Raw genomic sequence first — 22,335 nt, 5'->3', positions numbered from 1 at the left:
CTCGCCGGGGTGCGGCGGTCACCAGGGCAGCAGCAGCCGGGGTGCGGCGGCGTCCCCGAGGGCGGCACGGGCCTGGGCGTGCAGGGCCGCCAGAGAGCCGGTGCTGCGCACCCGGGCCTCGAGCGCGCTGCCCAGCCGTTCGTGCGGGACGGCGCGCACCTGCACCTGCTGCACCTCGGGATGGTTGCGCAGCCAGCTGGTCACCGCCGCCAGGTGCACCACGTGCCCACCGACGAGGACAGCGTCGTCGCTGCGGCCGGCGAGCAGCAGCCGGCCGCTGTCATCCAGACGGCCCCGGTCCTTGGTGTGCACCCACTCCGGCTCCCCCGGTGCCCGCCAGCGGGAGCGGAGCACCACCTGCCCCACCTGGCCCACGGGTGCCAGGCGACCGGCCTGGTCGCGTACCTGCACGCGCACCCCGGTGGCCGGGCGACCGGCTGTGGCGGGGGCGGCAGCCAGGTCGGCGGGCCGGGCGATCGTGGCGGTGCCGGCCTCGGTGGTGCCGTAGTAGCTGACCAGCACCTCCCCCACTCGCTGGTGGACCTGCGTCACCACCTCGGTGGGCACCGGCGCCGAACCGGTGACGACGCGCCGCAACCGGCGCAGCGCTGCCATCCGGTCTGCCTCCTCTCCGGCGGCGTGCAGCAGGTCGGCGAGCTGGGTGGGCAACCCCACCCAGGTGCGCACCCGGTGCTCGACCATCAGGTCCAGGCCACGGTCGGGGCGTGCGGCTGCGCCGAGCAGCACCGGGGCGCCGAGCGCGAACGCAGCAGCCAGCGCCGACAGGCCGTGCCCGTGCGCGACCGGCGCCGCGACCAGCATCGGCTCCGCACGCCGGGCGCCCAGCGCTGCGGCCAGCGAGACCACTGTGGGCAGCTGGCCCAGGCGCACCGCCCGTTGGGTGCGCGGGTGGGGGTGACCGGTGGTGCCGGAGCTGTGCAGCACCACCGCCGGCGCCCGCCCGGCGCCCCGGGTGGCTGCCAGCTGCTGCACCCGGGCCTCGGCTGCCGTCACCTCCTCGGCACCGGCCCGGGCACCGAGGAGCACCACGTCCACGCCCGCCACCCCGGCGGCCACCAGTGTGGTCACCAGCCGGCGGTCGTCCTGGTCGTGCAGCAGCACCGCCCCGGCGCCGCGCAGCTGCTCGGCCCGGGCGGCAACCAGGCGGATCAGCTCGGTGCCGGTGACCACCCCTTCGGAGTCGACGAGCACGGTCTGCTCCCTGGCACGGTGAGCGGCCCAGAGCCCGACACCGGCCAGGCTCAGCCGGCCGCCGGCCCCCGGCCGGGTGAGCAGGTGGCGCACTGCGCGTAGGTCGCCTGGTCGTGGCCGCGCGGCGGCGAGCAGCGTGGCCGCTTCGGGCAGCAGGTGCCACAGCGGCCGGTGCGCGTGGGCGGACCGGATCATCCTGTCTCGCGGATGTTCGGCGCGGGGTGCGCGGCGCCGGTCCGGCGGGCCCCGACCTGGTCGACGAGCGCGGCCACCCGCTCTGCCGTTCCTGGTGCCGCGGCGGTGAGCAGCGCACCGGTCCGCGCCCACCACGGGCTGATCAGCCGGGGCTGGTGCACGATCGCTCGGCAGAGGAGGGCCGCTGCCTCGTCGGCGGTCATCGCCGGGAGGCGGTCGTAGGCGCGGGTGGGGGCGCTCATCGCCGTGCGTACCAGCGGCAGCTGCACGGTGCTGATCCGGATGCCGTCGGCGGCGGCCTCCGGTCCGAGGCAGCGCAACCAGGCCTCGAAGGCGGCCTTGGTGGCCAGGTAGGTGCTGAACCCTGCCCCCGGCAGGCCTACCCCCGCCGACCCGACCCACACCAGGTGACCTGCGCCGTCGGTGCGCATCGCGGACAGCAGCGGCAGGGTGAGGGCGACGGGGCCGGTGAAGTTCACCCCGGTGAGCCGCTGCACGTCGTGGAACCTCTCCGTGCTGGCGGCCACGGTGCGACAGATGGAGTGTCCGGCGTTGTGCACCAGCACTGCGGGGGTGCCGTGCTCGGTGACCATCGCCTGGCCCACAGCGCGGGTGGCGTCGGCATCGCGCAGGTCCACCGGGTAGGTGTGGGCCTGCGGGCCGCACCGCTGGGCCACTGCGGCGAGGGCTTCGACGTCCCGGGCGAGCAGCAGCACCCGCGCACCGACTGCGGCGAGCCGCACCGCGAGGCGAGCACCGACGCCCCGGGAGGCACCGGTGATCACCACGGGCCGGCCCGCCACCCGACGGCGCACCTCCTCCGGGGCTGGGCCCAGCCCGGCCATGCCGAGCAGCGCCCGCAGGCCCCTGGGCCAGCTGGCCGCCACGTCAGTCGCCGGTGCCGAGCCGTTCCGCTCGGTCCAGCACGGCGCGAGCCTGGGTGAGCATCGGGGTGTCGATCATCCGGTCGTCGATGCGGTGCACCCCGGCGCCGGCGGCCTCGTCGAGCACCCGGCGTGCGCGGGCCACGGCCTCGGCGGACGGCTGGTAGGCCTCCCGCACCACCGGCACCTGGTGCGGGTGGATGCAGGCGGTGGCGGTATACCCGGAGGCGACCGCGTCCTCGGCCTCGGCGCGCAGCCCGATCATGTCCTCGATGTCTACGTGCACGGCGTCGATGGCGGCCTTGCCGAACGCGCGGGCGGCGAGCAGCACCCGGGAGCGCGCGTGCCGGGCCACCGGCCGGTACGGGGCGGCCACCCCGCCGGTGCTGATGGAGAACCGGCTGGAGGTGCCGCCGAGGGAGACCATCAGGTCCTCCGCCCCCCACATCAGCCCCACGACCGACGGCTCGGCGGCGATCTCCGGGGCGGCGAGCACGCCGCGGGCGGTCTCGCACAGGGCCACCACCTGCAGGTCGTCCAGGTGCTGCACATCCTCAGGTGTGCTCATCTTCGCCAGCATCACCGTGTGGTACCCGGCCTCGCGCACTGCGGACAGGTCCTCCTCGAGCTCCCCGGAGTCCACCGCGCTGACCCGCACCACGGTGTGGTCCGGGTCCAGCGGGTGGGCCACCAGCGCTTGCCGGGCGCTCACCTTGGAGGCGACGGCGTCCTCGAGGTCGAGGATCACACCGTCGGACCGCTCGGCAGCCTTGCTGTACCGGTCTGGCCGGTCACCCGGGCAGAACAGCAGTGCGGGTCCCAGGGTGAACGACGTACTACGCATAGTGCCCTTCTCGTATCGATGCGGCGCCCGGACGGGGCGCCATCGGCCCATCGGTCCCGACGGCCCTCCAGCATCTCACCCCGGTGGGGTGAACAGGATGAGCGCCGAGCGTACCGCTGTGACGACCACTTCGTCATGCTGGTTGCGCCCGGTGTGCTCGAAGGTCACCACTCCCTCACCGGGGCGGCTGGCCGAGGGCCGCTTGGCCTGCACTGTGCTCGAGGCGTACAGCGTGTCGCCGTGGAACAGCGGTGCCGGGAAGGTGACCTTCTCGAAGCCGAGGTTGGCCACTGTGGTGCCCTGCGTCAGCTGCCCCACGGACAGGCCCACCAGGGTGGCCAGGGTGAACAGGGAGTTCACCAGCGGCTTGCCGAACGGCTGGGTGGCCGACCAGGCCGCGTCCAGGTGCAGCGACTGCGGGTTCATGCTCAGCGCGGAGAAGAACACGTTGTCGCTCTCGGTGAGGGTGCGCCCGGGTGCGTGCCGGTAGACCACGCCGGTCTCCAGCTCTTCGTAGTACAGGCCGCGCTGGCGGATCTCCCGGGGCGGCTCGGGGGTGCTCATCGCACCGCCCGCAGCGGGGCCGGCTCGGTGCGCTCACCCACAGCGGGAGCGGCCCCACAGTGGTCCGGGACGGAGGCTGCCGGGGGTGTGGGACCGAAGCCGGTGCCGCACAGGCCGAGCTCGCGGGCGATCACCCCGAGCTGCACCTCCGTGGTGCCCTCCCCCACCTCGAGCACCTTGGCGTCCCGGTAGTGCCGGGCGGCGACGTTCTCGGCGAGGAACCCGTAGCCGCCGAAGATCTGCGAGGCGTCCCGCGCGTTGGCTGCTGCCGCCTGGGAGCAGACCAGCTTGGCCATCGATGCCTGCTGCTTGAACCGCTGGCCGGCCTGCAGCAACCGGGCGGCCTCCACCCAGGCGAGCCGGGCGGTGTGCACCCGGGTGGCCATCTGCGCCAGGGTGAACGCCACGTGCTGGTTGGCCTCCAGCGGGCGGCCGAACACCTCCCGCTCCTTGGCGTGGCCGAGCGCCTCCTCCAGGCAGCCCTGCGCGGCACCGGTGCACAGTGCGGCGAAGGCGACCCGGCCCTCGTCCAGAGCGGTGAGGAAGTTGGCGTAGCCGCGGCCGCGCTCGCCGAGCAGGTTCGCCTCCGGTACGCGCACGTCGGTGAGGGTCAGCGGGTGGGTGTCGGAGGTGTGCCAGCCGATCTTGTCGTAGGCAGGGCCGACCTGCAGGCCCGGGGTGCCGGCGGGGACCAGGATCGCGGACAGCTCCGGTGCGGTGGTCCCGTCGGGGCGGGTGGTCTGCCCGGTGACGGCGGTGATGGTGATGACCGAGGTGATCGGGGTGCCGGAGTTGGTGATGAACTGCTTGCTGCCGTTGATCACCCAGTGCCCGTCGACCAGCTCGGCGGTGGTGGCGGTGCCGCCGGCGTCGGAGCCGGAGCCGGCCTCGGTGAGCCCGAAGGCGCCCAGTGCCCGTCCGGCGGCCAGGTCCGGCAGCCAGGTGCGGCGCTGCTCCTCGGTGCCGAACCGCAGGATGGGCACGGCACCCAGGCCGACCCCGGCCTCCAAGGTGACCCCGAGGGACTGGTCCACCCGGGAGATCTGCTCCACGGCGAGGAAGAAGCTGGTGTAGTCCTTCCCGGCCCCGCCGTACTCTGTGGGCAGCGGCAGACCGAACAGCCCGAGCTCGCCCAGCTGGGCGACGATCTGCATCGGCAGCTCACGCTTGCGGTCGTAGTCGTAGGCGGCGGGCCGCACGACCTCGTCGGCGAAGGTGCGCACCTTCTCGATGAGCGCGAGGTGTTCGGCAGTGAACCCATAAGGCATGGTGACTTCCCTGTCTGATCTTGTGGATCGTGTGGTTGTTCACCCCGGGTGGTCTTGTGGACCGTCGGGATGGATGGTGGCCAGCACCTGGTCCGCGGCGACCTGGTCGCCGACGCTGGCTTCCCACTCGATCCTACCCGGGATGGCTGCGCGTACCTGGTATTCCATCTTCATCGCCTCCACGGTGACCAGCAGGTCGTCGGCGGCCACTGCGGCCTCCCCGGGGGTGTGTACAGCGACCACAGTGCCGGGCATCGGGGAACGCACCTGTCCGTCACCAGCGGCGGACGCAGCGCTGGTGCGGGCGGTCTGCCGTCCAGCAGCCACCAGGTGGTGGGTGCGCCCGCCGGTGTGCAGCCACACTTCCTCCTCGGTGCTGGTGGCGTGCAGAGTGGCCGTGAGCCCGTCGATGCACAGCAGGTGCACGACGGCGGAGCCCGGGCGGGGTAGCAGGCTCACCTGTCGGACGGGGTGGCTGGGCAGGACCTGGGCGGTTGCCGCCTCAGGAGGACCGTCGACGGTCACGGCGACCGGATCGGTCGCAGTCTCGAACTCATAGCGTGGCGGTTCGGTGGCGCCCACCCGCCAGCCCGACGGCTGGCACCAGAGGGTGGTGTCCCAGCGTTCGGCGTGCCGCAGCAGCGCGGCAGCGATCAAGGTCTCCTCGGGGGGCGGCGCCGCCTGCTCGGGCGCGAGGTGGTCCAGGAAGGTGGTGTCGGCAGTGCCGGTGCGCACCTGCGCGGTGGCGAGCACGCGGCGCAGGTAGTCCAGGTTGGTGGGCACCCCGAGCAGCACGGTCTCGGCGAGCGCGCTGTCCAGGCGGATGAGCGCCTCGGTCCGGTCGGCACCGGTCACGATGATCTTGGCGAGCATCGGGTCGTAGTGGGCGCTGACCGGGGTGCCAGCGGCGATGCCGGCGTCCACCCGCACCCCGGCGGGCCAGGAGACGTGCTGCACGGTGCCGGTGGCGGGCAGGAAACCCTCCTCGGGGCGTTCGGCGTACACCCGGGCCTCGATGGCGTGCCCGCCGGGACGGAGGTCCGCGGCGGTCAGGTCGAGGGGGTCACCAGCGGCGATGCGCAGCTGCCAGGCGACCAGGTCCCGTCCCAGGGACTCCTCGGTGACCGGGTGCTCCACCTGCAGCCGGGTGTTCATCTCCAGGAAGAAGAACGAGGTCGGGTCCGCGGCGGAGACGAGGAATTCCACGGTGCCAGCACCGGTGTAGGCGACGTTCGCGGCGACGGCGCAGGCCGCCTCGGCCAGGGAGGTGCGGGTGGTCTCGTCCAACAGGGTGGCGGGTGCCTCCTCGATCACCTTCTGGTGCCGGCGCTGCAGCGAGCAGTCCCGCTCCCCCACAGCGAGCACGTGGCCGTGGGCATCGGCGAGCACCTGCACCTCGATGTGCCGGGGTGCGGGCACGAACCGTTCCACGAGCAGGGTGTCGGCACCGAAGGCGGCGGTGGCGACGCGGCGGGCCGAGGCGATCGCCTCCGGCAGGTCTGCGGCCGCGTCGGCACGGACCATGCCCTTGCCGCCGCCACCGGCGGACGGTTTGACCAACAGCGGGAAGCCGAGATCCTGGCACGCCTCGACCAAGGCAGCATCCCGGTGCTGCACACCGGCGCCGGCAGGCATGCCACTGCCCGAACCGGCCCCCGTCCCCACGCAACGGCTGCTCGGCGGCTCGGCTACGCCGTCGATCACCGGTACTCCCGCGCTCCGGGCGATCTCCTTGGCGCGGATCTTGTCCCCCATCGCCTCGAGCGCCGCGACCGAGGGCCCGACGAACACCACCCCGGCCTCGGCACACGCCCGGGCCAGCGCCGGGCTCTCGGCGAGGAACCCGTACCCCGGGTGCACGGCCTGCGCCCCGGTGGCCCGGGCGGCGGCGACGATGGCCGCCACATCCAGGTAGGACTCGCTCGCCCGAGCCGGCCCCAGGCGCACGGCGACGTCCGCGGCCGCCACGTGCGGTGCGCCGTCGTCGGCATCGGAGTACACCGCCACGGACCGGATCGCCAGGGCGCGCAGGGTGCGGATGATGCGAACGGCGATCTCGCCACGGTTCGCGACCAGCACAGTGTGGAAAGTCATCGCGTTCACATCCGGAACAGAACGAAGCCGGGCTCGGGCAACGGGGTGCGGGAGCAGATGTCCAGCGCCAGGCCGAGCACCGTGCGGGTGTCTGCGGGGTCGATGATGCCGTCGTCCCAGAGCCGGGCGGTGGCGTAGTAGGGGTTGCCTTGGTGCTCGTACTGCGCACGGATCGGCCCGGCGAGAGCTTCGGCGGCGGCCTCGTCGAAGTCCTCACCGCGGGCCGCGGCCTGGTCGGCGCGCACCGTGGTGAGCACCTGGGCGGCCTGCTCGCCGCCCATCACGGAGATCCGCGCCTGCGGCCACGTCCACAGGAACCGGGGCGAGTAGGCGCGCCCGCACATCGAGTAGTTGCCGGCGCCGAAGGAACCGCCGACCACCACGGTGAGCTTGGGCACCCGGGTGGTGGCCACAGCGGTGACCATCTTCGCACCGTGCTTGGCGATACCGCCGGCCTCGGCGTCCTTGCCGACCAGGAAGCCGGAGATGTTCTGCAGGAACAGCAGCGGGATGCCGCGCTGGTCGCACAGCTCGATGAAGTGTGCGCCCTTGAGCGCGGACTCACTCAGCAGCACCCCGTGGTTCGCGAGGATGCCGACCGGGTGGCCGTGGATCCGGGCGAAGCCGGTGACCAGAGTGGTGCCGTAGGTGGCCTTGAACTCGTGGATCTCGCTGCCGTCGACGATCCGGGCGATGATCTCCCGCGGGTCCTGGGCAGCGCGCAGGTCGGTGCTGACCGCACCGTAGAGGGTGGTTGGATCCACTGCTGGCGGTCGGGGCTCGCGTACCGCCCAGGCGGGCGGGGCGGGTGGCGGCAGGGTGGTGACGATGTCGCGCAGGATGGCCAGGGCGTGCGCGTCGTCCTCGGCGAGGTGGTCCACCACCCCGGAGGTGCGGGCGTGCAGGTCGCCACCGCCGAGCTCCTCGGCAGTCACCTGCTCCCCGATCGCCGCCTTCACCAGCGGCGGGCCGCCCAAGAAGATGGTTCCCTGGCCGCGGACGATCACGCTCTCGTCGCTCATCGCCGGTACGTAGGCGCCGCCGGCGGTGCAGGAGCCGAGCACGGCGGCCAGCTGCGGGATGCCGGCGGCGGACATGGCGGCCTGGTTGGCGAAGATGCGGCCGAAACCCTCGGCGTCCGGGAACACCTCGTCCTGCATCGGCAGGTAGGCGCCGCCGGAGTCCACCAGGTACAGGCACGGTAGGTGGTTCTCGGCGGCGACCTGCTGGGCGCGCAGGTGCTTCTTCACCGTCATCGGGTAGTAGGTGCCGCCCTTGACGGTCGCATCGTTGGCGAGCACCATCACCTGCCGGCCGGCCACGGTGCCGATGCCGGCGATCACCCCGGCGCCGGGGCACTCACCCTGGTACAGGTCCCAGGCCGCCAGCGGGGCGACCTCCAGGAACGGGCTGCCGGGATCGAGCAGCACCCGGATGCGCTCCCGCGGTAGCAGCTTGCCCCGCTCGGTGTGCCTTCTGCGGGAGCGTTCCGGGCCGCCGCGGGCCACCTGCGCGAGCCGGTCAGCCAGCTCGGTGGCCAGGGCACGCTGGGCGGCTTCGTTGGTCCGGTACTCCTCGCTGGCCGGGTCTGCGGCGCTGGTCAGGATCGGCATCGACTCTCCAGTTCCTGCGGGGATCGCCCGCAGCAGCCAGGATGCCACGCACCGCGCCGGGACGCCGGTGATCGCACCGGGGTGCTGCTGGACTGGGACGGCGAGCGGTCAGTCGGCGACGGGGATCTGCACGAACGCCCGCAGCTCCTCGAGGCCGGACATCTGCACCTCGCCGAGCAGCTCCGCGTGGGCAGGCGCCAGCTGCTGGTAGTCCGCCCGGTCCATCCGGTAGTACCGGTGCTCGGCGACCCGGCCCTCCCGCACCTGCCGGTTGGAGCCGTTCGGCCGGTAGCCGAGCCGGGTGGAGATGGCGTTCGAGGGGCCGTTGTCCGCCCAGGCGTCCGCGAACGCTCCGCTTCGCGGCTCCCGCCCGGCGTGTCGCCGCGAAGCGGAGCGTTCGCGGGTAGGGGCAGGGTCAGGTCAGCTCGCCGGTGAGGTAGCGCTGCACTGTGGGGGCCAGGGCGCTGACCACCTGGTCGTGGTCCATGCTGGCGATCGGCTCCAGACCGATGAGGTAGCGCATCAGCACCATCCCGAAGATCTGCGAGGCGACCAGGCTGGCCCGGGCGGGTATCTCCTCGGCGGGCACCACTCCGGCCAGGGCCGCGGTCAGACGACGCACCACCTGACGGGTGAAGAACTCCCGCAGCAGCCGGGCGGAGAGCTCGTTGGCCAGCGCGCCGCGCAGCAGCGCCCGAAACCCTGGTCCGGTGGTCGGGGACTCCAGCACGGTGAGGAACATCCGGACCACCCGCTCCCCCACCTCCTCGACCGGTCCGGCCATGACCTGCGGGATCAGCTCACCGGGGTCTGCCGGTGGGGCGACCACCGCCGTGAACAGCTTCTCCTTGGTGCCGAAGTAGTGGTGCACCAGCGCGGGGTCCACCTCCGCCACCGCGGCGATGGCCCGGATCGAGGTGCCTTCGTAGCCGCCGGCGGCGAACTGCTCCCGGGCGGCGGCCAGGATCTGCTCCCTCGCCCCGGAGCTCCCGGGGCGCCTGCCACTGCGACGCGCCACGCCGGCCAGCCTATCCGCGCCCGATCACGCGCTCCGCCGCCGCAGCGTCAGCCCGCCGAGCACCAGGGCGCCGGCCACGCAGGCGACGACGATGCCCAGGTCGCGCCACATCAGCCCGGTGGGGTCGGTGTTCGCTCCGACCTCGAGCAGCGCCTCCACCGAGTAGGACAGCGGCAGCACTGTGCTGATGGCCTGCAACCATCCGGCCATCTCCTCGCGCGGTACGAACAGCCCGCACAGCAGGAGCTGCGGGAACGCGACCGCCGGCATGAACTGCACCGCTTGGAACTCCGTGCGCGCGAATGAGCTGCACAGTAGCCCGAGCGCCACCCCGAGCACCGCGTTGGCCACCGCGATCAGCACCACCAGCCCCACCGGGCCGGCGGTCTCCAGGCCGAGCAGCCAGTACGCCAGCCCGGTGGCCACCGCACCCTGCACCGTGGCGGCCACCGCGAATGCCAGCCCGTAGCCGAACAGGATGTCCAGCTTGCCCACCGGGGTGGTCAGCAACCGCTCCAGCGTGCCCGAGCTGCGCTCCCGGAGCATCGCGATCGAGGTGACCACGAACATGAGCACGAACGGGAAGATGCCCAGCATCACCAGCGTCGCCCGCTGGAAGACGGGGTCGTTGCCCTCGAACATGTACTTCACCAGGGTGAGCAGCACGATCGGCATCACCAGCACGAGCGCCACGGTCGGCCGGTCGTGCCGGAGCTGACCCAGGATGCGGGCCACGGTAGAGGCGAGCAGTCGGGCATGCATCAGGCCGCCTCGTTCCGGCGGACCAGGGTCAGGAATGCCTCGTCTAGGTCTGCGCACCCCGCTTCGGCCTTGAGCCCGGCCGGGGTGCCGGTGTGCAGCAACACACCTTCCCGGATGAGCACGAGCTCGTCGCAGCGGTTGGCCTCGTCCATCACGTGGCTGGAGACCAGGATCGTGGTGCCACCGGCGGCCAGGTCGTGGAAGTAGGCCCAGAGCTCGTCGCGCAGCAGCGGATCCTGGCCCACGGTCGGTTCGTCCAGGACCAACAGGTCGGGGCGGGCCACGATGGCGCAGGCGAGCGAGGCCCGGGAGTGCTGCCCACCGGAGAGGGTGCGAGTCACCCGCTGAGCATGGTCAGCCAGCCCGACGGCATCGATCGCCTCCGCCACGGCGCTGGTTCCGAGCCGGTACAGCGAGGCGAAGTACCGCACGTTCTCGATCACGGTCAGGTCACCGTAGATGCTCGGCGCCTGCGTCATGTAACCGATCCGGCTGCGCAACGGTCTGCTGCCGGCCGGGTGGCCGAGCACGGTCACGGTGCCGGCGCGGACCCGCTGCACCCCGACGACGGACCGCAGCATCGTCGTCTTCCCGCTGCCACTGGGCCCGAGAACCCCGATCACCGCTCCGGTCGCGGCGGTGAGGTCGAGCCCATGGAGCACCCGCCGCCCGCCTCGGTCGACCACCAGGCCGGCGATCTCGATCGCAGCGTCCATGGTCGTCCTTCCGCCAAGAATTCAACAGTAGATGAATTCTTGGAGCGCGGCAAGAGGTGCAGGCCCACGATGGCCCGGCGGCCGAGGCATCGACGTCCGTGCCCGGCAGCACCTGCCCGGCAGCACGTGCCAGGCTGGGGCTGGTCAGCCTGCCGCTGGCGTGGCCGCGACCTCCGTCTGCGTACCGTCGCTGGTGGTCACGGTCATCGTGTCCCCCAGCTCGACGTCACCGGGGAACCAGACGATCCACCAGCCGTCGGCGACGGTCGCATCGGCGAAGCTGCCCCCTGCGGTGGCGACCTGCACCTCGGTGACGTCCGCCCCGGCAGTGCCGACGATCATCGTCAGCGGTCCGAGGTCCGGGAACGGTGCGTACGAGGACGCCTGCACCAGGGTGACCTCACCGTCACCGGCGGGCACCGGTGACTGGTCCTCCGGCCAGAACATGCCTTCAGCGCCACGACGCACCCCGCTGTCTGCATCGGCGTCTGGCATCACGAAGCACCACTGGTAGCCCACGTCGCTCACCGCAAGCCGCATCTTGTAGTCACCGCGCTGCTCGGCCAGGATCGGCGTGACCTCGACGCTCTCGTCCGCACCGACCGGGACCTGGGTCGGCGGGCACAGGTCGGCCATCGCACCGAGCTGGGCGGGCGCCAGCTCCGTGGCGGAGGCGCTCCAGCCGGCGTACGCCTCCGGGGTGCGCTGTGGGCTCAGCGTGTACACGCCGACCAGCAGCAGCACGGCTGCGGCCGCTCCGGCGAGGATGCGTCGGGTCGGTCGCGAGATCGGCTGGGGCACCACGTCGTCGGGACGGACCGAGTCCGCGTCCGCGGCGATACGAGATCGGATCTCCTCACGAAGGCTGGTCGGTGCCGGTACCTCGTCCAGCGCAACCGGGTTCAGCGTCTTCACTGCACGAAGCAGTGTGGAGTCGTCAGCCACGTCGTCCCCCCGATGTGGTTCGGTCGATGAGGTGCAGCAGTCGGCGCCGCGCTCGGTGCAGCCGAACCGCATAGGCGGCCTTGGTGCAGCCCAGCACCGTGGCCGCTTCTTCCTGGGTGAGCTCGTCCCACGCGGTCAGCGCGATCGTCTCCCGCTCCGCGTCGGTGAGCCGGTTCCAGGCCCGGGCCAGGTCGGTACGGCCGGCGATCGCACTCGCCGGGTCGGGCGAGTACGTGGCCGAGTGCCCGGCCAGGTGCACACGTAAGGAGACCTGCCGGTGGTGGGAACGCTCGTGGTTCCGCAGGATGTTTCGGGCGACGGCGAACAACCAGCCGCGCGCCGGATCCGGCACGTCGTCGATCCGGCGCCACGTGACGACGAATGTCTCGGCCACCACGTCCTCCGCATCCCCGATCGTTGATCGGCGGCGGATGAAGGCCAACAGCTCCTGGTGGTGAGCCTCGTAGAGGGCTTCGAACCGTTCGTCAGGGTCGGCCTTCATCCGCCGCCTCCCCGTCCCTTACACCTAGATATGTCCGGCACCCCGGAGATGATTACAGAGGAGTTTTCTGAGACGATCACCGGATCGGACGCATGGCCGGCCGCCGAGAGCCGGTGGGGAGAGGGATCGAGGATGATGACTCCAGTCGAGCAGCACTGCGCTGAGGACCGCACCTGCGCACCAGCACGTCTAGGGCCACGCCGCTCCCGATGGCGTCGCGGGCGTGCAGTGCCGGTGGCGGTGCTGACCACGATGGTGCTTGCCGCTGGTGCTACGCAGGCGATGGCAGCCCCCGGGCAGGATGCGGCTGACAGCGAGCCCGCACCGCCGTCGGTGAGCGCCACGGACACCGAGTGGCAGGACTGGTCAGCCGACCTGTTCGACGAGGCGCGCAGCACGGACTGGGCCGCGGAGTCGGCCGCCCGTGGCTGTGAGCTGATCTCGGTCGACATCGTGAGCACCACTGTGCCAGAGGGCGCCCTCGCCGGAGCGCCCGACTCCCTGGAGGTGCCGATGGTGGACCGGGTGGAGGACTGCAGCACCACCCTGACGGCAGACGGATCGGCAGGCACCGCTCCGGACACGGCACTTGCAGCAGCGAGCGCCTGCCGGTCGATCTCCGGCCCGAGCACGATCTGCCTGAGCCGGTCCGGGAGCTACGTGGTGGCCTCCTACACCTACCGGGGTGGTGGTTCCGCAGACGGCTTCCTGCGGATCTACCAGCGATCGAGCTCCTCGGGCTGCGGCACCGGCAGCACGTTGGCCACCCGGTCTGGCTCGTTCACCAGCGGGTACACCTACACCCGGTCCACCTATGAACCCGGGTACGGCCACTACTCGGCGGCGTTCTGGCACGACACCTGGTACGGCCACAGCAACTGGGGCACCGTCTGCGACAGCCTGTGAGGCACGCCGGCAGGTGAACCTCCTATCAGCGCGGGCCGGTAGACCTGCCAGCACGCACTATGCTGACGGGCACGGACACCCTGGGGTGGATGTGCCCCGGGCACGACCGGCCGGATCTGGCCGGATGGTCCTGCACCCGCCATCGGTTCCCGCTGTGCTGGAGACCCGCCTGTGTCCCGTCGCGCCCTGTTCGCCCTCGCCGTGCTCACGGCGCTCACCCTGACCGCATGCTCTAACGCCGACGGCGCGGGATCGGCCGGGGACGAGGACCTCGCCTCCTCCGGTCCGTCCGCAGGCGGTGCGGCCGGATACCCGGTCACCGTGGACAACTGCGGCACCGAGGTCACCCTCGAGGCTCCTCCGGAGCGGATCGTGACCATCAAGTCCACGTCCACCGAGCTGGTGCTCTCCCTGGGGCTGGCGGACCGGTTGGTGGGCACTGCGTTCTCTGACGGTCCGCTGCCGGAGCAGCTGGCCGAGACGGCTGCGGACGTGCCTGTGCTGGCCGAGCGGGCACCGTCCGCGGAAGTGGTGCTCGCGGCCGAGCCGGACTTCGTGCTCGGGGGGTGGGAGTCGAACTTCTCCGCCGACGGCGCCGGAGAACGAGCGGAGCTGGCCGAGCTGGGTATCGCCACCTACGTCAACCCCGCCGCCTGCCTGGACGAGGCTTACCAGCCCGACCCGCTCACCTTCGAGCACGTGTTCGACGACGTCCTCCAGGCTGGCGAGCTGCTCGGCGCACCGGAGGCGGCCGAGGAGCTGGTCGATGCGCAGCGCGCCGACCTCGAGCAGGTGCAGTCCTCGTCGGCGGGGCTGACCGCGCTGTGGTACTCCTCCGGCTCGGACATCCCCTACGTGGGCGGCGGGATCGGTGCGCCACAGCTGCTGCTGGAGACGATCGGGCTGCGCAACATCATGGCCGACGTGCACGAGTCCTGGGCGTCTGGCTCCTGGGAGGCGATCGCAGCGCAGAACCCGGACGTGATCGTGCTGGTGGACTCGGCGTGGAACACGGTCGAGCACAAGATCGAGGTGCTGGAGTCCAACCCGGTGACCGCGGCGATGGATGCGGTGATCGACGAGCGCTACCTCGTGGTGCCCTTCCCCGCCAGCGAGGCCGGGGTACGCAGCGTTCCTGCCGCCGTCGACCTGTCCGACCAGCTGATGGACCTGACCGCACAGGACTCATAGGACGGGACAGCACCGAGATGACCCGCAGCACGATCACCGGCACGGCCCCGCCGGAGGCCGGTGCGACCGATCCCGGCCGGACCACCGCCGCAGTGCCGCGGACCGGTCGGCTCACGCCGTGGCTGGTGCTGGCGCTGGTCGTGCTGGCCGGCTCGGCGGTGCTGGCGCTGACGATCGGACCGGCGAACATCACGGCCGCCGAGGTGCTCGGCAGCACCCGGTACCACGTGCTCACCTGGCTGGCCGAGCACGGTCTGGGGTTCCTGGACCCGGGTGAGAACCCGTTGTCCCGGATCCGGGACGCGATCGTGTGGGAGGGCCGAGCGCCACGCCTCTTCACCGCGGCGGCGGTGGGCGCGGGGCTGGCCCTGTCCGGTGCGGTGATGCAGGCGATCACCCGCAACCCGCTGGCTGACCCGTACCTGCTCGGCGTCTCCTCCGGGGCGGCGCTGGGGGCGGTAGCAGTGCTGCTGCTGGGGTTCACCCTGGCGCTGCCGCTGGCCGCGTTCATCGGCGCGCTGGCGGCGCTGGGCGCCACGCTCGCACTGGCCGGGATCGGCGGGCGGCTCACCCCTTCGCGCACCATCCTGGCCGGGATCGCCGTGGCGCAGGGTGCTTCGGCACTGGTGTCGTTCGCGATCGTGGCCTCGGCGCAGGGCGACTCCTACCGGGAGATCATCAACTGGCTGCTGGGCTCGGTGGCCGGAGCGTCCTGGTCGTCGGTGGCGATCGCCGTGGGGGCGCTGGTGCTGATCGGCACCGTGCTGCTGGCCAGTGCGCGCACCCTGGACGCGTTCACGTTCGGCGACACGGCGGCCGCCTCGCTCGGTGTGCACGTGACCCGGACCCGGTGGCTGCTGCTGACCATCACGGCGCTGCTGGTCGGGGCGATGGTCGCGGTCAGCGGGTCGATCGGGTTCATCGGCCTGGTGGTACCGCACGTGGTGCGCCTGCTGCTCGGCGCCCGGCACGCCCGGCTGCTGCCGGTCGCAGCGCTCGTCGGCGCAGTGTTCCTGCTCTGGGCAGACACCGGCGCACGCACGTTCTTCGCCCCCTCGGAGGTGCCGGTGGGCATCCTCACCGCCGCGATCGGCGCACCGGTGTTCGCCTGGCTGCTGCTGCGCACCAGGGGGCAGTCATGAGCGGTGCGGTGCAGACCGTGGTGAGCTCCGCCGTCACCGACCTGGACGTGACCGAGCTGACCGGTGCGGACCTCACCTACCGGGTGGCCTCGGCCACGCTGCTCGACGGTGTGGACCTGCACCTGCGCACCGGTGAGGTGACCGGGGTGCTCGGGCCGAACGGGTCCGGCAAGTCCACGCTGCTGCGGCTGATCGTCGGCGCTCTGCCGCCCTCTGCCGGTGTGCTGCGGCTGGACCGGGCGGACCTGAGGCAGCTGAGCCGGCGCCGCCGGGCACGCGCCCTGGCGCTGGTGGAGCAGGATGCGCACACCGACATCCCGCTGACTGCCCGGGAGGTGGTGCTGCTCGGCCGCATCCCGCACCAGGGCCTGTTCGGCACCGACTCGGCATCCGACCTGCAGCTGGCCGAGCAGTGCCTGCACCGAGCCGGTGCGGCCGAGCTCGCCGACCGGGACTTCGCCACCCTCTCCGGCGGAGAACGTCAGCGGGTGCAGCTCGCCCGGGCACTGGCCCAGCAACCGCGCCTGCTGCTGCTGGACGAACCGACCAACCACCTGGACGTCGCGGCCCAGCTCGCGCTGCTGGACGTGGTGCAGCAGGTGGCGGCCACCGGGACGGGGGTGCTGGCGGCGCTGCACGACCTGAACCACGCCGCCGCCGTGTGCGACCAGGTGATCGTGCTCGACCACGGGCAGGTGGTGGCCACCGGGCACCCGCACGAGGTGCTCACCCCCGAGCTGATCGCCGATGTGTACCGGGTGCAGGCCGAGTGGGTGCCCACCCGCCATGGTCCGACGCTGGTGTTTGCGCCCTTGGGCTGATCCTCGCCTCCACCGCCCGGTGGATGCTGTCAGCAGCGCGGTCACGATACGTTGGCGCCCATGGTGAACTGGTCGGGGGTCCTGCGCCGGGCTCGGAGCGCGGCGCGCTGGTGGGTGCTCGGGACGGTGGCCGCGCACGGCGCGGCGATCGCCACGGTGCTCACTGTGGACCGGATGCGTAAACGCCGGTACCCACCGGGTGGGGAGTTCCCGCGCACCCCGCCCCGGTCGGTGCCGGTGGCCGATTCGGAGGTGACGGTGTTCACCTACGGCCAGCACGTCTACGACGCCATGCTCGCCTCCATCCGGGAGGCGCAGCACACCATCTACTTCGAGACGTTCATCTGGAAGTCCGACGAGATCGGGCAGGCGTTCAAGGACGAGCTGGTCGCGGCCGCCGAGCGTGGCGTGGACGTGTACATCGTGGTGGACACCTGGGGCAACCTGGTGGTCGACCCGCGGTTCAAACGGATGCCGGACCTGCCCCGGTTGCACACGCTCTGGTTCCCGCTGATCCGCCCCGGGCTGGTGACGCTGAACCCGCGCAAGACCGGACGGGACCACCGCAAGATCCTCGTGGTGGACTCGGCGGTGGGCTACGTGGGCGGGTACAACATCGGCTCCCTGTACGCCACCATGTGGCGGGACACGCACGTGCGGGTGGCCGGCCCGTCGGTGTGGGAGCTGGAGGATGCCTTCGTCGACTTCTGGAACGAGCACCGCCGGCGCAAGCACCCGCAGCTGCCCGATCGTGGCGCGGCAGCGTGGGAGCCGCGGATCCGGGCGGCGGAGAACGCCCCCAGCCGGCTGCTCTTCCCGGTGCGCGGGCTGTACCTGGAGGCGATCGACCGGGCCGAGCACCACGTGTACATCACCCAGGCGTACTTCATCCCGGACCGGGAGATCCTCGCTGCGCTGATCGCGGCCGCCAAGCGCGGTGTGGACGTGCGGGTGCTGGTGCCGAAGGTGTCCAACCACGTCCTGGCTGACTGGGCCGCCCGCTCCTACTACGCCCAGCTGCTGGAGGCCGGGGTGACGCTGTGGCTGTTCCACGGCGCGATGGTGCACGCGAAGACGATGACCGTGGACGGACGCTGGTCCACGATCGGCACGGCGAACATCGACCGGATGTCGATGACCGGGAACTTCGAGGTGAACCTGGAGTTCTACGACGACGGCCTGGCCGAGCACATGGAGCGGGTGTTCGCCACCGACCTGACCAACTGCACCGAGCTCACCCTGGAGCAGTGGAACCGGCGCGGACGCCTGACCCGGGTGCTGGAGTACCTGATCAGACCGCTCGGCCCGCTGATGTAGCAGGCGGTCGGCGCGAACCTGACTCCTGGCCGGGTCAACCGCCGGTGCGGAACATGTCCTCCTCGGCGGGGCGGATGATCGAGGCTGCACCTGGCCCGTCGTCGTGGGTGACGTGCTGGTCCAGTCCGCGCACCACCGCGACCGGGCGGCCGGCGGTCTTGCCGCGGACCAGGTCGGCGGCGGCGGCGATCTCGTCGGCGACGTTGATGATGGTGGCACCCAGCTCTCGGCCGTGCTGATCGACCTGGCCGCGCAGGTCCTGCAGCACCTGCAGACCGGCGGCGCCGATGCCGATGTCGGCGATGCCGCGGCGCCAGGGCCGCCCGACGGTGTCGGTGACCAGCACCGCGGGCCGGACCCCGAGCCGGGCGGCCAGGCCGCGGCGCAGCCTGCGGGCGGAGGCGTCCGGGTCCTCGGGCAGCAGCAGCACGGTGCCCGGGTGCACGTTCGAGGCATCCACCCCCGCGGCGGCCAGCACCAGGCCCTGCCGGTTCTCCACGATCTTCAGCGTCGACCCGTCCGGGTGCTCCCGGGTGGCGACCACCCGCACGGTCTCCGCGTCGATCGCCTCCTCCCGGCTGGTGGCGGCGCGCAGCCGGCCCTCCGCCTTGGCGACCACCTTGGAGGCGAGCACGACCACATCACCGTCAGTGACGCCGTCGGGCCCCTCCGGCCAGGTCAGACCCGCCAGCAGCGGGGTGAGCACGGCGGCCAGGTCGGTGCTCGAGGTGACCTCACCGAGTCCGTCGGGGGCTTGGGCCAGCAGCATCAGTGCACCACCTGGGGTAGGACGTGGGTTGCGAAGGTCTCGATCCACTCGGCCTGGTTGGGGCCGGTGTTGTGCACGTAGATCGCGGTGGCGCCGAGGTCGACGTACCGCTGGATCTCGGCGAGGTGGTCGGCCGGGTCGGCGGAGACGACCATGGCCGCACGGGCGTCCTCGGGGCGGATCATCCGGGCGATCTGGGCGACCTCGAACGGGGAACGCAGGTCGGCCTTGGCGAACCGGAGCAGGCCGTTGGGCCAGGTGCGCAGCGCGTTCTCCAGCGCCTGGGCGTCCGTGGGCGCCCAGGAGGTGTGCAGCTGGACCACCCGCCGGGTGGCGTCGGGGTCCTTACCGGCCTCACGTGCACCGGTGCGCACCCGGTCGAACAGCGCGGCGACCTTCTCGCTCGGCCCGCCCAGGGAGAGGATGCCGTCGGCGTGCCGGCCGGCGCGGCGGGCGGTGACCGGTCCGCCTGTACCGACCAGGATCGGTGGCGGCGTGGTCGGCATGGTCCACAACCGGGTGGACTCGAGCTTGAAGTGCTCCCCGGCATGCTTGGTGTCCTTGCCGGCAGCCGAGTTGGTGAAGAGCTTGGTGATGACCTCGATCGCCTCGAACATGCGGTTGATCCGCTCCGGCGCCTCCGGCCAGTAGCGGGCGACGGCGTGCTCGTTGATCGCCTCCCCGGCGCCGATGCCGAGCCAGTGCCGGTCCGGGTACATCGCCGCCAGGGTGGCACTCGCCTGGGCGAGCACCGCCGGGTGCCATCGGAACGTCGGCACGGCCACGGCGGGGCCGACGTCCCCGGTGGTGCGCTCGGCGATGGCGGTGAGCACGTTCCACACGAACGGCGCCTGACCCTGCCCGGGCACCCATGGGGCGAGCACGTCCGAGGCTGCTACCCCGGTGAATCCCGCTGCCTCCGCCTGCACGGCCAGCTCGATGGCGTCCGTGGGGTGCAGGTGCTCCAGCGCCGCTGCGAAGCCGATCTGCACCATGCCAGGAAGCCTACTAGCGGAAACACCAGTGACCGGCGGCAAGGCGCGTGGCACACTCGGCAGCACCATGACGACGCCCGCCCCGCCCCCGGTCCCGGCTGCTGCGTCCGCACCTGAGCTGGACGTGCTGCTCACCGGCACGGTGTTCTTCGACCTGATCTTCACCGGGTTCCCGCACCCGCCCACGCCGGGTACCGAGGTGTGGACCTCCGGGATGGGCTCCTCCCCCGGCGGGATCGCCAACCTCGCGGTCGCCTGCGCGCGGCTCGGCCTGCGTACCGGCCTGGCCGCCGGGTTCGGTGACGACCTGTACGGGGACTGGATGTGGCAGGTGCTCCGCGACCAGGAGCACGTGGACCTGACCTATTCCCGCCGGTTCCACGCCTGGCACACCCCGGTGACCGTGTCGATGGCGCTGGCGGAGGACCGCAGCATGGTCACCCACGGGCACCCCACCCCGCACCCGGTGGCCGAGCTGGTCGCCATCCCGCCACCGACCGGGGCGGTGCTGGTGGACCTGGGCGACCCAGAGCTCCGGGCCGCCCCGTGGTGGCGGGAGGCCCGCGCGGCCGGGGCGCTGGTGTTCGCCGACGCCGGCTGGGACCCTGCTCAGGAGTGGGACCGGCGCATACTGGACGACCTGGCCGACTGCGATGCGTTCACCCCGAACGCCGAGGAGGCGATGGGCTACACCCGCACCACCACCCCGGAGGACGCGGTCGCGGCGCTCGCCGAGCATGTGCCGCTGGCGGTCGTCACCTGCGGGAAGGGCGGCGCACTGGCCATCGACGGGACCACCGGGGAGCAGGCCACTGTGCCTTCGCTGCGCGCGGAGGTGGTGGACGCCACCGGCGCCGGGGACGTGTTCGCCGCTGCTCTGGTGCTGGGCACGCTGCGCCGCTGGCCGCTGACCCAGCGGCTGAAGTTCGCGGTGCTCTGCTCCTCCCTGGCGGTCCAGGAGTTCGGCGGTTCGCTGGCCGCGCCCGGGTGGGGAGACATCGCCGACTGGCGCCGCCAGGTGTGCGAGCGTGCGGGCAACGACGCCGATGCGGCCACCACAGCCCGCGAGTACGCGTTCCTCGACGAGCTGCTCACCGGCGTGGTCACCCGCCGCGTGCGCCGCGCCGAGGGCACGATCGCCCGGATCTCCGACGCTGGTCTCGGCACGCAGACGCCCCCGGACCCGCCCACCCAGGAAGAAGGACTTCGATGACCACCCGACGATCTCTGGCTGCCGGAGCAGCCCTGGCCACGGCCGCCGCACTGCTGGCCGCCTGTGCCCCTGGTAGCGGCAGCGACGGCGGGGAGACCACCCCGGTGGAGGCGAGCGAGGTGCGCACCGACCTGGCCTCTCTGGGTGAGGTGACGCTGACGGTCTGGGACCAGGAGGTCCGGGGCGGGCAGGACGAGCAGATGCAGCGCCTGAACGATGCGTTCGAGGAGGCCTACCCGAACATCACCATCGAACGGAACTCGCAGTCCTTCGACGACCTGGAGACCACGCTGCGCGGTGCACTCACCGGCAACGAGGCACCGGACGTGGTGCAGGCGAACAACAGCCGCGGCACGATGGGCGCCTTCGTCTCCGCAGGCCTGCTGCTGAACCTGGACCGCTACGCCGAGGCCTACGGCTGGAAGGAGCGGTTCTCCGACGATGTGCTCGCCGTCTCCCGCTACTCCGAGGACGGGGTCACCTTCGGCGAGGGCAGCCTGTACGGGCTGCCGCAGGTCGGGGAGATCGTCGGGGTGTTCTACTCCCGGTCCGCGCTGGAGCAGGTGGCCAGCGAGGACGAGCTGCTCTCCGGCGACTTCGACACCTTCACCGACATCCTCGCCCGGGCGGCGGACGCCGGCCTGACCCCGATCCAGCTCGGCAACATCGAGGGCTGGCCCGCCGGGCACGTGTTCGGCCCGATCCAGGCCCAGCACGTGCCCGCCGACCAGGTCCGCGCGCTGGCGATGGGCAATGCCGGGGCGTCCTGGCTCAGCGAGGAGAACGTCGCCGCCGCCACCGAGCTGGCCGACTGGTCCACCTCCGGCTACTTCAACGACGGAGCGAACGGCACCGACTACGACGCTGCCTGGTCCGACTTCGCCTCCGGGGACGGGGTGTTCACCATCGGCGGGTCGTGGCTGGCCGCCGACCTGCAGGATGCGATGGGTGCGGACGTCGGCTTCTACGTACCCGCCTCGGCCGACGGCACGCTGGCCACCACCGGCGGTACCGGGCTGCCGTTCGCGGTCACCGCGCAGAGCCCGAACGCCGATGCCGCTGCCGGCTACATCGACTTCATCACCAGCGACGAGGCGATGGAAGTGCTCGCCGACACCGGGAACATGCCGGTGAACCAGACCGCCGAGCTCGCCCCTGCGGACGGCGTGAACGCCGACGTCTTCGCCGCTTTCGGTGCGGTGACCACCGACGGGCACCTGCTGCCCTACCTGGACTGGGCCACGCCGACGATGGGCGACACGCTCGGCGCCACCCTGCAGGACCTGATCGCCGGTCAGGCCACCCCCCAGGAGGCGATGCAGCAGCTGGAGGACGACTACAGCGCGTTCACCTCGGGCAGCTGA

The 22,335-nt window shown here is 72.1% G+C and carries 22 protein-coding genes; 7 read left to right on the top strand and 15 right to left on the bottom strand.

Features of this window, described 5'->3' with window-relative positions; all coding sequences use genetic code 11:
• Nucleotides 1-18: 18 nt before the first annotated feature.
• The 13 genes from K338_RS0103550 to K338_RS20260 all read right to left on the bottom strand — a co-directional run bounded on the left by K338_RS0103550 (nt 19) and on the right by K338_RS20260 (nt 12,617).
• A complete protein-coding gene (locus K338_RS0103550; protein WP_022916804.1) occupies nt 19-1,407 on the bottom strand; it encodes a class I adenylate-forming enzyme family protein in 1,389 nt (462 codons plus the stop codon).
• Nucleotides 1,404-2,294: an SDR family NAD(P)-dependent oxidoreductase gene (locus tag K338_RS20270; protein ID WP_051154654.1), complete on the bottom strand. Its 891-nt coding sequence runs from the start codon at nt 2,292-2,294 to the stop codon at nt 1,404-1,406. Before K338_RS20270 ends, K338_RS0103550 begins: the two co-directional genes overlap by 4 nt.
• 1 nt (nt 2,295) lies before the next feature.
• Nucleotides 2,296-3,135, bottom strand: coding sequence for an HpcH/HpaI aldolase/citrate lyase family protein (locus K338_RS0103540; protein WP_022916802.1), 840 nt, complete (start codon nt 3,133-3,135; stop codon nt 2,296-2,298).
• Nucleotides 3,136-3,210: 75 nt separating this feature from the next.
• Complete coding sequence (locus tag K338_RS0103535) at nt 3,211-3,699, bottom strand: MaoC family dehydratase (RefSeq protein WP_022916801.1); 489 nt, start codon at nt 3,697-3,699, stop codon at nt 3,211-3,213.
• Nucleotides 3,696-4,967 carry an acyl-CoA dehydrogenase family protein gene (locus K338_RS20265; RefSeq protein WP_022916800.1) on the bottom strand — a complete coding sequence of 424 codons (1,272 nt, stop codon included), beginning with the start codon at nt 4,965-4,967 and terminating at the stop codon, nt 3,696-3,698. The genes K338_RS0103535 and K338_RS20265 overlap by 4 nt, the downstream gene beginning before the upstream one ends.
• 39 nt (nt 4,968-5,006) lie before the next feature.
• Entirely contained in the window at nt 5,007-7,061 is a 2,055-nt protein-coding gene (locus tag K338_RS0103525; protein WP_022916799.1) for an acetyl/propionyl/methylcrotonyl-CoA carboxylase subunit alpha, read from the bottom strand.
• A gap of 5 nt (nt 7,062-7,066) precedes the next feature.
• Nucleotides 7,067-8,674 carry a carboxyl transferase domain-containing protein gene (locus K338_RS0103520; RefSeq protein ID WP_022916798.1) on the bottom strand — a complete coding sequence of 536 codons (1,608 nt, stop codon included), beginning with the start codon at nt 8,672-8,674 and terminating at the stop codon, nt 7,067-7,069.
• A gap of 108 nt (nt 8,675-8,782) precedes the next feature.
• A complete protein-coding gene (locus tag K338_RS25440) occupies nt 8,783-8,938 on the bottom strand; it encodes a hypothetical protein (RefSeq protein WP_022916797.1) in 156 nt (51 codons plus the stop codon).
• Between the two features lie 151 nt (nt 8,939-9,089).
• On the bottom strand, nt 9,090-9,692 hold the full coding sequence (locus tag K338_RS0103510; RefSeq protein ID WP_022916796.1) for a TetR/AcrR family transcriptional regulator: 603 nt from the start codon (nt 9,690-9,692) through the stop codon (nt 9,090-9,092).
• Between the two features lie 24 nt (nt 9,693-9,716).
• Nucleotides 9,717-10,454, bottom strand: coding sequence for an ABC transporter permease (locus K338_RS0103505; RefSeq protein ID WP_022916795.1), 738 nt, complete (start codon nt 10,452-10,454; stop codon nt 9,717-9,719).
• Nucleotides 10,454-11,170, bottom strand: a complete 717-nt coding sequence (locus tag K338_RS0103500) for an ABC transporter ATP-binding protein (RefSeq protein ID WP_022916794.1) — start codon at nt 11,168-11,170, stop codon at nt 10,454-10,456. Before K338_RS0103500 ends, K338_RS0103505 begins: the two co-directional genes overlap by 1 nt.
• Nucleotides 11,171-11,314: 144 nt before the next feature.
• Entirely contained in the window at nt 11,315-12,085 is a 771-nt protein-coding gene (locus K338_RS0103495; RefSeq protein ID WP_157612198.1) for a hypothetical protein, read from the bottom strand.
• A 22-nt stretch (nt 12,086-12,107) separates the two neighbouring features.
• Nucleotides 12,108-12,617 (bottom strand): RNA polymerase sigma factor, encoded by a 510-nt coding sequence (locus K338_RS20260; RefSeq protein WP_022916792.1) that lies wholly within the window; start codon nt 12,615-12,617, stop codon nt 12,108-12,110.
• A 132-nt stretch (nt 12,618-12,749) separates the two neighbouring features.
• On the opposite strand from K338_RS20260, the gene K338_RS0103485 reads away from it, so the two are divergent.
• The 5 genes from K338_RS0103485 to K338_RS0103465 all read left to right on the top strand — a co-directional run bounded on the left by K338_RS0103485 (nt 12,750) and on the right by K338_RS0103465 (nt 17,994).
• Nucleotides 12,750-13,523, top strand: a complete 774-nt coding sequence (locus K338_RS0103485; protein WP_157612196.1) for a hypothetical protein — start codon at nt 12,750-12,752, stop codon at nt 13,521-13,523.
• Nucleotides 13,524-13,694: 171 nt separating this feature from the next.
• On the top strand, nt 13,695-14,714 hold the full coding sequence (locus K338_RS20255) for a putative F420-0 ABC transporter substrate-binding protein (protein WP_022916790.1): 1,020 nt from the start codon (nt 13,695-13,697) through the stop codon (nt 14,712-14,714).
• Between the two features lie 17 nt (nt 14,715-14,731).
• Complete coding sequence (locus tag K338_RS0103475) at nt 14,732-15,856, top strand: putative F420-0 ABC transporter permease subunit (protein WP_022916789.1); 1,125 nt, start codon at nt 14,732-14,734, stop codon at nt 15,854-15,856.
• Entirely contained in the window at nt 15,853-16,677 is an 825-nt protein-coding gene (locus K338_RS20250; protein WP_022916788.1) for an ABC transporter ATP-binding protein, read from the top strand. Before K338_RS0103475 ends, K338_RS20250 begins: the two co-directional genes overlap by 4 nt.
• 60 nt (nt 16,678-16,737) lie before the next feature.
• Nucleotides 16,738-17,994, top strand: a complete 1,257-nt coding sequence (locus K338_RS0103465; protein ID WP_022916787.1) for a phospholipase D-like domain-containing protein — start codon at nt 16,738-16,740, stop codon at nt 17,992-17,994.
• A gap of 34 nt (nt 17,995-18,028) precedes the next feature.
• Here K338_RS0103465 and cofE read toward each other — a convergent pair whose 3' ends face one another.
• Together cofE and K338_RS0103455 are read right to left on the bottom strand one after the other, a co-directional pair.
• Nucleotides 18,029-18,763 carry a coenzyme F420-0:L-glutamate ligase gene (cofE, locus tag K338_RS20245; RefSeq protein ID WP_022916786.1) on the bottom strand — a complete coding sequence of 245 codons (735 nt, stop codon included), beginning with the start codon at nt 18,761-18,763 and terminating at the stop codon, nt 18,029-18,031.
• Nucleotides 18,763-19,758, bottom strand: a complete 996-nt coding sequence (locus K338_RS0103455; protein WP_022916785.1) for a TIGR03557 family F420-dependent LLM class oxidoreductase — start codon at nt 19,756-19,758, stop codon at nt 18,763-18,765. Before K338_RS0103455 ends, cofE begins: the two co-directional genes overlap by 1 nt.
• 67 nt (nt 19,759-19,825) lie before the next feature.
• On the opposite strand from K338_RS0103455, the gene K338_RS20240 reads away from it, so the two are divergent.
• Both K338_RS20240 and K338_RS0103445 read left to right on the top strand, forming a co-directional pair.
• A complete protein-coding gene (locus K338_RS20240; protein ID WP_051154670.1) occupies nt 19,826-20,971 on the top strand; it encodes a carbohydrate kinase family protein in 1,146 nt (381 codons plus the stop codon).
• Nucleotides 20,968-22,335, top strand: coding sequence for an extracellular solute-binding protein (locus K338_RS0103445; RefSeq protein ID WP_022916783.1), 1,368 nt, complete (start codon nt 20,968-20,970; stop codon nt 22,333-22,335). Before K338_RS20240 ends, K338_RS0103445 begins: the two co-directional genes overlap by 4 nt.

Source organism: Ruania albidiflava DSM 18029, from assembly GCF_000421225.1.
GTDB classification, from domain to species: domain Bacteria; phylum Actinomycetota; class Actinomycetes; order Actinomycetales; family Beutenbergiaceae; genus Ruania; species Ruania albidiflava.
The sequence above is the reverse complement of the archived record's forward strand: the minus strand, read 5'-3'. Positions and strand labels throughout refer to the sequence as shown.

What these genes read in the sequence shown, in the direction of transcription:
- K338_RS0103550 (WP_022916804.1), bottom strand. Translation starts at nt 1,407, where the DNA reads ATGATCCGGTCCGCCCACGCGCACCGGCCGCTGTGGCACCTGCTGCCC.
- K338_RS0103540 (WP_022916802.1), bottom strand. Translation starts at nt 3,135, where the DNA reads ATGCGTAGTACGTCGTTCACCCTGGGACCCGCACTGCTGTTCTGCCCG.
- K338_RS0103535 (WP_022916801.1), bottom strand. Translation starts at nt 3,699, where the DNA reads ATGAGCACCCCCGAGCCGCCCCGGGAGATCCGCCAGCGCGGCCTGTAC.
- K338_RS20265 (WP_022916800.1), bottom strand. Translation starts at nt 4,967, where the DNA reads ATGCCTTATGGGTTCACTGCCGAACACCTCGCGCTCATCGAGAAGGTG.
- K338_RS0103525 (WP_022916799.1), bottom strand. Translation starts at nt 7,061, where the DNA reads ATGACTTTCCACACTGTGCTGGTCGCGAACCGTGGCGAGATCGCCGTT.
- K338_RS0103520 (WP_022916798.1), bottom strand. Translation starts at nt 8,674, where the DNA reads ATGCCGATCCTGACCAGCGCCGCAGACCCGGCCAGCGAGGAGTACCGG.
- K338_RS0103505 (WP_022916795.1), bottom strand. Translation starts at nt 10,454, where the DNA reads ATGCATGCCCGACTGCTCGCCTCTACCGTGGCCCGCATCCTGGGTCAG.
- K338_RS0103500 (WP_022916794.1), bottom strand. Translation starts at nt 11,170, where the DNA reads ATGGACGCTGCGATCGAGATCGCCGGCCTGGTGGTCGACCGAGGCGGG.
- K338_RS20260 (WP_022916792.1), bottom strand. Translation starts at nt 12,617, where the DNA reads ATGAAGGCCGACCCTGACGAACGGTTCGAAGCCCTCTACGAGGCTCAC.
- K338_RS0103485 (WP_157612196.1), top strand. Translation starts at nt 12,750, where the DNA reads ATGATGACTCCAGTCGAGCAGCACTGCGCTGAGGACCGCACCTGCGCA.
- K338_RS0103475 (WP_022916789.1), top strand. Translation starts at nt 14,732, where the DNA reads ATGACCCGCAGCACGATCACCGGCACGGCCCCGCCGGAGGCCGGTGCG.
- K338_RS20250 (WP_022916788.1), top strand. Translation starts at nt 15,853, where the DNA reads ATGAGCGGTGCGGTGCAGACCGTGGTGAGCTCCGCCGTCACCGACCTG.
- K338_RS0103465 (WP_022916787.1), top strand. Translation starts at nt 16,738, where the DNA reads ATGGTGAACTGGTCGGGGGTCCTGCGCCGGGCTCGGAGCGCGGCGCGC.
- cofE (WP_022916786.1), bottom strand. Translation starts at nt 18,763, where the DNA reads ATGCTGCTGGCCCAAGCCCCCGACGGACTCGGTGAGGTCACCTCGAGC.
- K338_RS0103455 (WP_022916785.1), bottom strand. Translation starts at nt 19,758, where the DNA reads ATGGTGCAGATCGGCTTCGCAGCGGCGCTGGAGCACCTGCACCCCACG.
- K338_RS20240 (WP_051154670.1), top strand. Translation starts at nt 19,826, where the DNA reads ATGACGACGCCCGCCCCGCCCCCGGTCCCGGCTGCTGCGTCCGCACCT.
- K338_RS0103445 (WP_022916783.1), top strand. Translation starts at nt 20,968, where the DNA reads ATGACCACCCGACGATCTCTGGCTGCCGGAGCAGCCCTGGCCACGGCC.